Origin of the sequence: Tolypothrix sp. PCC 7601 (genome assembly GCF_025677855.1) — a bacterium.
GTDB lineage: Bacteria > Cyanobacteriota > Cyanobacteriia > Cyanobacteriales > Nostocaceae > Aulosira > Aulosira diplosiphon.
This window is the reverse complement of sequence record NZ_CP064880.1, coordinates 84,565-97,073: the sequence shown is the minus strand read 5'-3', so window position 1 is coordinate 97,073 and position 12,509 is coordinate 84,565. Positions and strand designations below refer to the sequence as shown.

At 42.0% G+C, this 12,509-nt stretch carries 9 protein-coding genes; all 9 read left to right on the top strand.

Going from position 1 to position 12,509, the window contains the following annotated elements; all coding sequences use genetic code 11:
- Positions 1-64: 64 nt before the first annotated feature.
- The 9 genes from HG267_RS37005 (at position 65) to HG267_RS36965 (ending at position 12,507) form a co-directional block, all read left to right on the top strand.
- The gene (locus HG267_RS37005) at positions 65-796 is read left to right on the top strand and encodes a hypothetical protein (RefSeq protein WP_045873820.1); all 732 of its coding nucleotides are present in this window, start codon (positions 65-67) and stop codon (positions 794-796) included.
- A 70-nt stretch (positions 797-866) separates the two neighbouring features.
- A complete protein-coding gene (locus tag HG267_RS37000; protein ID WP_011316863.1) occupies positions 867-2,018 on the top strand; it encodes a hypothetical protein in 1,152 nt (383 codons plus the stop codon).
- Between the two features lie 13 nt (positions 2,019-2,031).
- Positions 2,032-2,808, top strand: coding sequence for a hypothetical protein (locus HG267_RS36995; RefSeq protein ID WP_062243192.1), 777 nt, complete (start codon positions 2,032-2,034; stop codon positions 2,806-2,808).
- 24 nt (positions 2,809-2,832) lie between these two features.
- A complete protein-coding gene (locus tag HG267_RS36990) occupies positions 2,833-4,659 on the top strand; it encodes a TrbI/VirB10 family protein (RefSeq protein WP_045873821.1) in 1,827 nt (608 codons plus the stop codon).
- Positions 4,656-5,480 carry a hypothetical protein gene (locus HG267_RS36985; RefSeq protein ID WP_045873822.1) on the top strand — a complete coding sequence of 275 codons (825 nt, stop codon included), beginning with the start codon at positions 4,656-4,658 and terminating at the stop codon, positions 5,478-5,480. The genes HG267_RS36990 and HG267_RS36985 overlap by 4 nt, the downstream gene beginning before the upstream one ends.
- A 5-nt stretch (positions 5,481-5,485) precedes the next feature.
- The gene (locus HG267_RS36980; protein WP_045873823.1) at positions 5,486-6,898 is read left to right on the top strand and encodes a hypothetical protein; all 1,413 of its coding nucleotides are present in this window, start codon (positions 5,486-5,488) and stop codon (positions 6,896-6,898) included.
- Between the two features lie 143 nt (positions 6,899-7,041).
- Complete coding sequence (locus HG267_RS36975) at positions 7,042-8,808, top strand: type IV secretory system conjugative DNA transfer family protein (protein ID WP_045873860.1); 1,767 nt, start codon at positions 7,042-7,044, stop codon at positions 8,806-8,808.
- 86 nt (positions 8,809-8,894) lie between these two features.
- A complete protein-coding gene (locus tag HG267_RS36970; RefSeq protein WP_045873824.1) occupies positions 8,895-11,399 on the top strand; it encodes a hypothetical protein in 2,505 nt (834 codons plus the stop codon).
- Positions 11,400-11,700: 301 nt separating this feature from the next.
- A complete protein-coding gene (locus HG267_RS36965; protein ID WP_052335396.1) occupies positions 11,701-12,507 on the top strand; it encodes a hypothetical protein in 807 nt (268 codons plus the stop codon).
- The last annotated feature ends 2 nt before the right edge of the window (positions 12,508-12,509 follow it).

The following is a 12,509-nucleotide window of genomic DNA, read 5'->3' as shown; positions in this document are numbered from 1 at the left end:
CAATAATTCATAAACAAGTGGCTTAACTTTGATTGCCACATTGATTATTTTATCCACCAAAAGTATGAAACCAAAATTCAAGTTTACTAAGAAAGGAGTAATAATCGGGTCAATAATTGGTCTGGTTACATTACTCAGTACAGCCCCCAGTTATGCCTTTTCAATTGACGATTTCTTCAAGGTTTTAGGGAAATTCAATAACTATTTTGAGGAAACCAAAAAAGAACTCACCTCAGTAACTAATAAATGGGGTGGGATGAAAAGCGAAGCTAAAACTGCTATTCAGACTGGCAGTATGGATATGCCAGATCCAGTAAACTCAGCCGAAAAGCTCAAAGAGCAACTTAAGAACAAGGGTAACTGGAATGAAAGCAACACAGTTGAAGCTGCGGTCAGCGCAGCCAACGAACTGGAGAGAGAAACCACCCGCGCTACGATCGCCAGCGTCTTAGGGGAAGTCGGTCAGGAACGTACCAAAAATGAGATAGAAGCAACTGAACAAACTGTAGCCGAGGCCAAAGAACTCGCAGAATCTGCACAACCAATGGATGCTTCACAAAACATCCTCAAGGTCATTGCTGCCCAAAACTCACAAATTGTCTCAATGTTGGGTCAATCTCGCATTGACGGACTGCAAACACGGCACGATGCCCAGCAAACTAACCTAATGCTATCTCAACTTGCCGAACAAGGGGCAAGCGATCGCCGTCGTCAAAACCTGATGATGGACGGTATCAGCGCCCAGTATATCGAAATCAGTGGGTTTAGCAGTCTCAAAACTACCGCAGGTGAATAATTCACCCTAAATAGTTGGTCATCTCTGCAATTGAGATGACCAACTCTCTATCAGGTACATAATACAGACCATGTTAGAACATCTTGTAATTGCAACCGACCCATTTTTTGGGCAAGACATTTTAGAAAATGCGTCAGCTGGAGCGCAATTAGTAGCAGAAGGTTTCAATGAACTTTGGCAGGAAACCCTCAACGGTAATTTGTACGGCTCGATGTGCAAAGTTGGTCAGTTTTTTGCGATCGCTACACTCACCCTGTTTATGGTTGAGTTAGGCAAAAACTGGATAAATCAAGAAGATATGAAAGCTCTCTCCAGTTTGATATGGCCCATTCTGGTTATCGGACTACTAGCTAACAATGGCACTTTACTCAGAAGTGGAACACTCGCCATTCGGGGATACATTAATACTGTTAATAATGACATCCTAGAATTTACTGCTGCCGGAGCCAACCTAGAAGTAGCATTCAACCGCGCAGTCGGCAATATTGCCCTCCAGCAGCAAGTAGGGGCGGCAATGGAAAGATGCCGCTCCATCCCTGGTAACACGCAAGATTCAATCACCTGCTTGCAACAAGCAGAAGCAGAACTCAAAACCTCTGCTCCCGATCTATTTAAAGGAGAAGCCCCCGATAGCGGTAGTTGGGAATTTAACCCACTTCAAGCTTTATCTGATGCCAAAGACGCGCTCGAAAATCTCTCCCCTGGTCAAATCGCCGAAAAGATTGGTAATACTATCACCAGTACAATCGGTTCGATGATTACCGGATTTGTCGCAGTCATCCTCCTCGCCCTCAATAACGCTTACCAATGGGGTATCGAATTCACGATGCTTTTAACTGCCCTACTTGGCCCGTTGGCAATAGGCGGTTCGCTACTTCCCTTTGGCGCAAAACCTATTTTCGCTTGGCTAACTGGTTATTTCACCGTTGGAATGGCGAAACTCTGCTTCAACATGATTATTGGTTTGTGCGGACAACTTATCGCTAATTCCGAACAAAATCAACCGATGATATTTCTGCTTTTTGTTGGGTTAGTTTCTCCTATCCTTGCATCTGCATTAGCCGCAGGTGGTGGAATAGCTGTTTGGACAGGATTAGGTAAAACAGTAGCATTTGGCTCTGAAATTGCAGCAGGAATCGCTACTGGTGGAGCAAGTACAACTGCTACGGTTGCTGTCAATGCCACCAAATTTGTTAGTTCCAAAATCAAAGTTAAAAAGTAATTAACAAATAAATATGCTTAAACCTAAGTCTAAATCTCAATCGGCTCGGCTTCTCAGTTATGGGCAATCTACCTCCACACCTATTGCAATGGCGATCGCCGTAACAGCAGGAGGAACTATCTTATCTACCCTATTGCAAATCATAAATATTGGCATGAGTGCTAGCACAAATCATCATGTCAAAGGCATGACGATTGTTCAACTCCAAGATGGGTCTATTTCACCTGGTAAATTTGCCGCTCCCAACGAACGCGAAGCCGAAACTATCAAACGCTTTATCTCAGATAGCATGATTAAAATGTTCGGCTGGAACGGAATAATCGAAGCAACAGAGAATGGCGAAAATGTCACTAAACCTGATAGGGGAATAGATATTCAAACAACAAAAAATAGTAGAAAAAAAATTCCTACTAGAGCCTGGGAAGCTGCATTTGCACTATCTGAAAATCAAGATTTTCGGGCAAATTTTCTCAAGAAATTAGCAGAAATTGTTCCAAGTGGTGTATTTAACGGTGAAGTTCAAGTTTCACTCGTCACCCGCCATATCTCTGAACCCAGAAAAATTAAGGATGGGCAGTGGGAAGTCGATTATATCGCTACGCTCGTCAGCTTTAATAGAAACGAAAACCAAGGCAAAGGAATCGCTTTTAACAAAACAATTACTGTCGAAGCTGTCGATACTCCCAAGTTACCAAATAAGCCAACTGAACTCGATAAGAAAATTTATTTAGTACGAGAACCAGGTTTAGAAATTACTCAAATCGTTGATTATAACCTCGGTAAGAAATAAAAATCATTAGTCAAGTATAGAACTATGTTACAGCTAGAGAATGAGGCTACCAATAAACACATATCTTCCGTAAATAGTCTTTTACCAATCGATAGTGCAGAAGAAGATGAAGTTGAAAATTCACAATTTGAGGTGGTTGAAGAAGGTGAAACTGAAGTAGAAGACCCCGCGTTAATCCAAACTAAACACGACTTTGTTACATCTCCCTGGTCAAGGTTAGGAATTATTGGGGGTGCATTCGGTGCTGGGTTTCTAGTTATATTTGTTGTCCTCAACGGCATGATGAATGGGGGTAGTAAAAACGCCAAAAAACCAGAATTAACCCCTACCCCAACTCCCACAGTTGCCGCATCTGAGAAAAAAGAAGGCGATGTTTATGCCAAGCTTGCTCTCGCCAAGCAACAGGAAGAACTTGATGCCCTAAATGGTCAAGCTAACACGGGAGACAAAGAGGAGAAAAAGGAAACTACTGAAGAACAAGCCAAAAACCAAGAGAAAACCCGTTCTATTCGACAACGAAGGGTAGTTGCTCAAGAAACTCCCTCTACTTCCAGAAGACGTGTATACAGGGAAGAAGCACCCGAACGTGTTAGATCAACACGTAGAGTAGTCGCCTCACAGCCAATACCACCTCTGCGTCCTAGCGCTCCTCTGCCAAAATTTGCCAAACAAACAATTGCTAGCAACCAGAGTGTCGCCAAAGACCCAATAGCTGAACTCGAACGCCTGCGTAACCTGGGTTCGGTTGGTCGAGTTGAGTATATGCTAGCCAGTACTACTATCAGTGAACCTACAAACACGACAGTACAAGAAGTTACAGCTAAAACTGAAGAAACATTACGCCCAGCAGAACAAAATAGCGATCGCTCTCGTCGTCGCCGTAGCCGACGCAGCGAGAATACCGAAACAGTTACCAATACCCCTAATCAAGTTGAAGAACTGCGCCCGCGTTGGCAACCTGTAACCACAAACAACAGTACTCCTGAGTATAGCAATACTGATGACAAAGATAACAATCAAGCCGTGCCAGTTATTTATAGCTTCTCGGTAAAAGAGCCACAAATTAGCTCAGAACTTGACAAAGAAAAGTCCGTAGAATCCAGTTTTGCTAGTAATAAAGAAAACAACTCCACTCAGCAAATCGAACAAGTTGCAAATAACTACCTGCCAGAAGAAGCGCAGATACTCCAAGAAACACAACCGCAGTATTTAGTTGTCGGTTCGTTTGCAAGTGCAACCCTGGTAACTCCGCTCGTTATGCCCCAAACCAGTAATAACGCTCGTTCCCAAGAACAGACAAATACCTTACGGTTTGTCGCCCGGTTGGACGAGCCGCTTTATAGCAATACTGGTGAAATAGCCATTCCCGCAGGAACACAGGTAACTATCGCTATGATTTCGGTTGATAGCACATCAGGTGTGCGTGCCGAAGTCACGGCCATCCTCAAAGACGGCACAGAATATCCTCTATCACCTGGAACAATATCAGTTTTGGGAGAGACAGGTTCGCCCCTAATCGCCAGACCTTACGACGACAAGGGATCTGAAATTGCCAAATATGATGCCACATTAGGAACAATAGCTGGTCTTGCCAAGGTAGGGGAAATTATTAACCAGCCAGATGAAGAAGTCACAGAAGATTTGCCTTTAGGTGGGACAAGAACTCGCAGTCGCAATAATAACCGCAACTTAGGAGCTGCTTTCCTTGAAGGTGCTTTTGGCAAACTTGGCGAAACAGTCAGCAAGCGTACAGAACGCGCTACTGACGAAATCTATCGCCGCCCCAATGTTTGGTATGTGCCTAAAGACACCAAAATCACAATCAAAGTCGATAGGTCAATCAAGCTGTGAAACTAAGAGATATAGCAGATTTTAGTTTAAGGATGCCTTGGGCGATTGCCTTTGGTGGGTGCCTCACCATCGCCTCAGTGCTTGCACCAAACCAACTTGTACTAGCAAATACTATCCGTCAAGTTGCAGCGTCCCAGGTGTCAGGAGAAAATGCCCAATTGCAGACAGTTAAGGTCTGGCCTGGACATGGGGTATCAATATCGTTCTACAACACCAAAGAAATTATCAAGAAAATCTGGCTGGATGACCCATCTAGGTTTGTTTTTGATGTAGACGGATGTCTTGAGGGCTTGGGTAAGTGTTCTAGTAACAGCACGGGCGCTGGACTAATTCACGTTCGCCGCATCGAGACAGTCAAAATCCCCGGTTTACCACCAGCTCCTTACGGGGCGCACATGACGGTGATTACCGAATCTGGCTCAACAAGGAAAAGCTATCACTTCCGGATTGTAGCGGGCAGTGGCACACCAGAGTACAGCCAAATTGAAATTATTGGCGATACTCCCAGCAAACCTGAAGAAGTAAAACCAAAAGTCAGTTACACCGCATTATCTGATAGCAGACATATCGCCAAAGGGATGCAAGTTGCTCTCAAAAACCAGTGGGTTACGACAGACAGCAAGCTCTGGAAGCGTCTGAACCAACTTGTGGAGTTGCGATCGCAAGGAGAGGAACTTGTCGTCGCCGCCAGCACCGCCGGAGTATCAATGCAATTGGTTGAAAAACTCATGCTGTTGGGTGGAAAGCGCTTGTTAGAAATACCACCACAGCGCAATAACCCTCTCACAACAACAAATCCAGGTAAAACAAGTTTTAGATAACAGTGATGTATACCGAAAATCTGGCCACTAACAACCAAATTTTAGATACTACAGCAGAGGTAACTGCGATCGTACCAGTGAGAGCTGCAAGTCAAGAAACTACTCACAACAAAACCGACCGAGGGCTTGAGTATCGGATAGAAAAGTTTAATAAATTACGCTACCTAATGGTTGCAGGACTTATTGCTGGGCTTGCCCTACACGGATTAATCCGATATGGAGGTAGCTATAATATCGGCAGTCTCTTATTCGGCGATAAAGCGGTAGCTCAAACAGTTTCATCGAAGTATTCAAATTTGAACACTTCGATAAACAAGACAAAACAAACCAAACAGCCACAGCCAGTTGCAACTAAATATGTCAACGGCGCACCTACTCCCGATTGGAGCAGTATCACGTTTAGAAACATGAAGTTTGGCGGTGCTGGCAGCGTTGAATTCCCTAATATCAAAAACCCTGGTATGAAGGAAACACGCACCTGGAGTGCCGGACAAAGCCTTGCCGAAGTCATGGAACTGGGTGATTTTGAAGCAACTGAGTTCAAAATTGAAGATTTCACGCTTAAAGATATCGCTGACATCACGGGCATTCAACTTAAAAATCTCAAACTGTCAGATTTTGAAACACTCGATTGGCAAACACTCGAAGACCTCGCCGAAGCAATTCCTAATTTAGAAGATTCAGAAGTCGGAGCCATTCCACCAATTCAAGAACTAGTGACCAAAGTTACAGGCAGCACCGCAAGCTACCAAACTGTTGGTGAAGTGCTGGACAATTATCCCCAACTGGGAGAAGTGGAACTTGGTGAGTATGTCAAACTCGATAAGTATAAACTCACCAGTATCCCTGGTATTGAGGATGCACAACTAAAAGACTTTACTAACTGGCAAAATACAACAATTAACAAGATTCCGGGATTAGCTGATGTACCGTTCGATCAGTTCCCCAGTGTTCCCATCCCCGATGTTAGCTTTATCGGCAAAGTAGACTTACCTCTCGGTTCGCTTGAAAGCGGACGTTGGAAGTCTATATCTGGTAGCTATCAAGCTGGGTTTAATGTCCCGTGCGAGAAAACCTGTGGTCACATCGAAGTTTCGGGTAGCGATATTGTGACTGGCGCACAATGGATGTCCGGTAAAGACCAAAAAGTTAAAGGCGGATTCGGCATATTGGGCAGTCTCAACGGTGGAAAAGAACCCACAGGTCGCCACCCCTTTGGGAAATCATTTAAACAAGTCATCTGGGACATTAACGAAGCGGACGGCAGTATCACCACCGCGATGTTCTTCCGTATCTGCAAACGGGGGTGGGTTGACTTAGGTTGCTCGCCCTACTTCATTGGCCCAGTTCCCTTCTTCACCTACCGCGAGATAGACCCAATTATCCTTGGTACGCCCCTCACCGTACCAAAGAAGTAAAAAGTGAAAAAGCAATCATAGAAGAATTTATCCTCTTTAATTTTTGACTTAGAGAAGACACACCAGATAACTAATGAAGAAATATGCAACTTCACTGCACCGCATATTTCTTCCATTTCCTCATGCAATTAACACAGATTAATATGAATAATTATCTGTTTGCAACCGCTAAAGCTAAGACAATCAGAGAAGTAAAAGCAAACAATAAAAATAGCAATACTGACTTTAGTAAATATACAGATAAGTTCATGTCACCTCAAGGTTTGGCACTTGCCGGGGGAATTGGCTTATTGTTGCTTTTACAGCTTTTTAGTAATGGTAAAAAAGGCAAGCTTGCTACTAGCTATTGGGGTGGAGCAAAGGAAACCGCCCAAGCTAAGAAAAAAGCTCTCAAGCAAATCGTCGCTCCTAAATGTGATAGCGCCAGTTTATATATTGGAGTACACAAATACAAGGGTCAAAAATTACCCCAGGGGAGTGGGGGAGTTCCAGTTTATGTACCCGATGTCCAACGGGGAAGTGCTGTAATTGGCGCACCTGGTAGTGGTAAATCATTCTCGGCTATCAACCCGATGATTTACTCAGCAATTGACCAAGGCTTTGGTATAGTATTATACGATTTTAAGTATGCCAGTCAAGCCAAAATCGCCAGTTATGCCAAATCCAAGGGGTATGACGTACATATCTTTGCACCGGGATTTCCCGAATCAGAGGTATGTAACCCAATCGATTTTTTACGCGACAGTAGCGATGCTGAAACCGCACGGCAGTTAGCTACGGTAATTAACAAAAACTTCCGCCTGTTAGGTAATGCGTCTGAGGATGCCTTCTTTGGCCCCGCCGGCGACCAGTTGACCCAGGCTATTTTAATGCTAACTAAAGAGTTTGGCGACCGCGCTGATATTATGACGGCTGCGGCAATACTTTCTAGCGAGAAGATGGTCGAACGCTTGATGGCAGCCGAACTAAACCCTTGGATTAGGATAGCTTTTGGTCAATTATTTAGCTCGGCTGGCTCAGAGAAAACTGTAGCGGGTATCGCTGGTAGTGCTTCATTGATGTTCACCCGCTTCATGGCAAGGGGTACATTGGGATGCTTTGTCGGTAAAACAACCCTCCCCTTGGAGGTAAAACGCAAACAGATGATTATCTTCGGGTTAGACCGCGAACGTCGCGATGCTGTCAGCCCCCTGATGACCAGCATTCTCCACATGGTAGTTTCCCGCAGTATTGCCAAAAAACGTAAGGAAGACGGCCCATTGGTAGTGTGTCTTGACGAGTTGCCAAGTATCTTCCTTCCAGATTTATTTAGATGGCTTAACGAATCTCGTTCCGAAGGATTCTGCGGTATCCTGGGTTGGCAAAATATGGGTCAGCTTGAAAAGATTTATGGTAAAGAAATCTCTAAAGCTATCCTTGGTGCGTGCGGTACAAAATTTGTTTTTAATCCTGGTGAAGAAGAATCAGCGCGATTATTTTCTGCATATTTAGGGGAAGAGGAAATTAAATATAAACAAAAATCCCGCTCAACGGGAGGGGGTAAATCCAGCACATCTATCAGCGAACAAGAACGGACTCGCAAGCTATTCGAGCCAGCCCAATTCCTCAAATTACCACCTGGTAAATGTCTATTTATCAACCCGGCTTATAGTAATAAAAATGAGGGTTCAGTACCACTATTAAAAAATATCAAAATCCCCAAACATATCATTGGATTAGAACAAGAAAATGACGCTAAATGGGATAAATTCATCAAAGAGCTTGCTAGAAAAAGTACCCAGAAAAAACCCACACAGGAAGATTTAGATTTACGAGTCAAGGAAGTAGATCGGAAGTTCCCTATCCCACAAGCACCCGTACAAGCAGGCAATGCACCGTTACCTGTTGATGCGTACAAGAGCTTTTTCTAAAAACTTTAAGTTTAATGACCAACTGATTTTTATAAAGCACAGTCAGACTGTTTGAATTTATAGATTATTTTCACCACATTTAATATATGTTTGACCCCAGACAAACTCAAATTAATGAATCATATTTAGGTACAGCCGATACTGCAATTCAAACAAGTCGAGAATTAAGTAAAAGCCTCATCAATGTACTTACTAAGATAACTAAAGTAATTCTCGAAAAACTCAAAGAATCCCAAGAAGCAAGTAAAATTGTAGTTGAAGTTGGCAAAGATATCTACAATCTTGTACCTGATGAATCTACCCCTGGTGCATATAAATGGGAAAAGGTAGATTTAACCAGTCAAAGTATAAAAAGCCATCAAGAAACTAATATTGTGTTAATGCCCGATTTATTAGTAGAAGGTCAATACACAATAGAAACTGAACCTTTTACTGACTATCAAGCACAAACGATTGCTGCAAGATTAGTAGAAGATTTACCCAATTTCAATAGTAATTATCAGCAAACAAGTGATAATACTCTGAAAATTACAGCTTATCTAGAGTCAGATGGTTCAGAAAAACAAATCGTTATCTACAAACAAAATACCGAAGGTAAATGTACAACTAATCTCGTCACTGAAATACTTACTCCAGATGAAATAATAGATGTGGCAAGTGAACCATTAGTTAAGCTGCTACCTCCATCTGCTGACATTATTAACAATCATAAAGATACAAAAGAGTTATTATTTGATAATGGCAACCCAGATGTAACAGAAGCAACTGCACCATCAGACAATTTACCAGTAATACTGAATGAAGATAATCAACAACTAAATTATGAAATTGTAACTATATCAGTTAACTTGGATTACGAAGAAGAGGAAGCTGCGGTAGGTTTTCTAGATGATATCGATATTAGTAATCCACCCGACTTTGACTCCCCACCAGATGTTGATTATTATCAGTATCCTGTAGTCAAAAACTATCCTGAAGCAGTAGAGCAGACACTCAACGAACAATCTGAAACTAACATTCAAGCAGTCGAATCAAATGCTTCACAGCAATTACTACAAGAAAACAGCGAAAATAGTTCGTCTACAAATCAAGAAATCAACTTATCCGTTGAAATAGAGGTAAATAACAGTTTTGAAGATGATGTGGTCAATAATCTTCAAGAAGAAATCGCACAGTCCGAAGAAACTATTCAAATTCGACGGATAGTTACTAGTAACCATCAATCTCAAAATCAAGCTGGAGAAGAGGTAAATGAAAATGTAACTTCCAATCAGTTTTTTGCACAAGAGCTAGAGGAACAAGCAACTAATAATCGAAAAAAATATGCACCTGAATTTACCTATCAAGAAGTAGCTAATTCTCAAGATGTAGAGCCAGCAGCACAACAGTGGGCGCGTCAGGTTGAAGTACCTATTTATCAAATTAATAATAAACAAGCGCGGGAAGAACGTTACAACAGTGAAAATAAAGACATTGGTGAAACTGCGATCGCAATGTTAAAAAAATACGGCACTCTTGAACAAGATGGTTCACGTATTTACCGTAGCGATACATTTGTGATTCGCCAACAGGGAGACACTGTTAGCATTCACCGCCGCAGTGATGAACTATTTGGGTGGGAGAACTCTTTGATGGATTTTAAACTCAACAAAAAAGAGGAACCCAAAATCACGAAAAAGCCTACAGAGATGTTACCTGTTGAACGTCAGGAGTTTCTCATTGTGGCAGAATACTTAGGCGACAATGGCAAGCTACCTGACCTCAATAATGCCGATATCCGTGATGTAGCAAACAGCTTGGGAAGTCTTGCACCTGCCGGCACGATTAAAACGCTGGAAGTATTTAAACAAAATGAGATGTTGCACACCCTGAATAATGTCCTCATCCAGGCTGATAAGGAGGAACTTACAGTAGGTGAATTTACCATCAAGCGATCGCGCAACCCCGAAAAAAATCGAGCCAGCTTGCAATTATTTAAAACTACCGAAGAAAAAGGTACTCAGGAACTTGTCCGGTTTGACCTAACTAAAACCGAAGCCGGCATTACCAAAGAAGTCAGCAAGATGAATATCTCTGAGTACGATATCAACCAAATTAAGTTTATTGCCCAAAACGCCAGCAAACTCAACCTGGAGCAAATCTTTGGTAACGAACAATCTACTCCCACCGCCGCAGATGCACCCAAAAAACGAGTAATACAAGCAGCTGGCGATTTGCCTGTCACAGTTCACCCTTACATCGCCGAGGAATGGGCAAATATGGTCAAGCATGGTGGCCCTGACTGGGGAGGGGCAATGAATCAAGGCAATGAAGAAATTCTTCAACGGATAAATGATAACAACGGCAAGTTACCAATTGCCGACCAGCGAGAGATGTACTTCAAGATTATGACTTATAAGGCAACTGAGGCACAAAAGCAAGGAGAAACAGTCGTCGATTTTGTCCCGCTTCAAGATATTATGAATGACTTACAAATATGGCGAGGAGAAGAAATTCGGCAGCAATATACTCCTACTGAACGCATACCCTCCCCTCAAAAGCAAACTGTCGCTGCTGCACCTAAAACCAAGTCAAGAGAAGTTGAACTATAAATTACCCGTCACCAAGTTTGCAAAGTTGCATTGGCAATATAAAAACTTGGGTTTAGAAGTTCCGCAAATTTACATCAGTTGCAAAATTTCAACTCAACAAGCTTTTTATTTATTTTAATGATTAGTTTATTGTTTTAAATAACACAATTCAAGGAAAAATTACTACGTAAAGCTCACGCAGATACTCAATGTAGTATTTCAAGCGAAACATCAAAAAGTGAGCTTAACATCTGAATTAAAAAATAGAAATTCACCTATCAGGAGATGGTTTGATTTTAGACTAAACCAAACAGTTATTAAAATGATTACTAGCCATAACCAACTATTAGAAAATCAAAAAATTATCAGACCAGTCGATGGTGTAGATTTTCCATTAGTAGGAAATGCGATCGCCAAAGCACTTGCTAAGTATCTAGGAAGCGTCTATGAAGATAAAACATGGTTTACTAATTGTCTTGCTCAGGTTGGAGCTAAAGCCCTAAAAATAGAATATGCTTTTGATTACTGCGTTACCAATTCAACTTCCCTTGAAGAAGAAGCTCTAAAGTGTATGCTGCTGGGTGCGTTAGAAAATTATGCACGTAGCCGTAACATTCATGAAATTATTCAACCTTTTCTAAAAGGAGAAAAAACCCTTCAACTTGAATCAGAATATTTCAAAAAATGGCTTCCTAGTATTCAAGATACATCTCAAATTATTGGTATTTTACCCCGTACTTGGCAAACTGTAGCTAATCAAGTGAGTGGAAATATCACCTGCAATGCTTCATACCCTTTAAGTGAATATCTTGGAGGTGCTGATTGCCAGATAATCGCTGGAAATACTCTGATTGATGTACGAACAACTGCCAAGAAGCGTCCCTTCTCCCTAGAAAATTTTTACCAACAAATTAGTTATGTTTTGCTTGATAGCAATGACACCTATCGTATCAATCAACTAGTCTGGTTTTACAGCCGCCAACAGTCGGTATTCTTCTATCCCACTAACAAAATATTCCGCGACTTGCGAGCAACAAGGGAAGAATTTAAGAAAATGATTCTTGATAATTATGAAATAAATAGACTAGCAGAACACAATAAGTGTTTATATCTTCCCCAAGAAGGATAAAA

Excerpts from the sequence above, each read along its gene's own strand:
- HG267_RS37005 (WP_045873820.1), top strand. The coding sequence starts at position 65 with ATGAAACCAAAATTCAAGTTTACTAAGAAAGGAGTAATAATCGGGTCA.
- HG267_RS37000 (WP_011316863.1), top strand. The coding sequence starts at position 867 with ATGTTAGAACATCTTGTAATTGCAACCGACCCATTTTTTGGGCAAGAC.
- HG267_RS36995 (WP_062243192.1), top strand. The coding sequence starts at position 2,032 with ATGCTTAAACCTAAGTCTAAATCTCAATCGGCTCGGCTTCTCAGTTAT.
- HG267_RS36990 (WP_045873821.1), top strand. The coding sequence starts at position 2,833 with ATGTTACAGCTAGAGAATGAGGCTACCAATAAACACATATCTTCCGTA.
- HG267_RS36980 (WP_045873823.1), top strand. The coding sequence starts at position 5,486 with ATGTATACCGAAAATCTGGCCACTAACAACCAAATTTTAGATACTACA.
- HG267_RS36975 (WP_045873860.1), top strand. The coding sequence starts at position 7,042 with ATGAATAATTATCTGTTTGCAACCGCTAAAGCTAAGACAATCAGAGAA.
- HG267_RS36970 (WP_045873824.1), top strand. The coding sequence starts at position 8,895 with ATGTTTGACCCCAGACAAACTCAAATTAATGAATCATATTTAGGTACA.
- HG267_RS36965 (WP_052335396.1), top strand. The coding sequence starts at position 11,701 with ATGATTACTAGCCATAACCAACTATTAGAAAATCAAAAAATTATCAGA.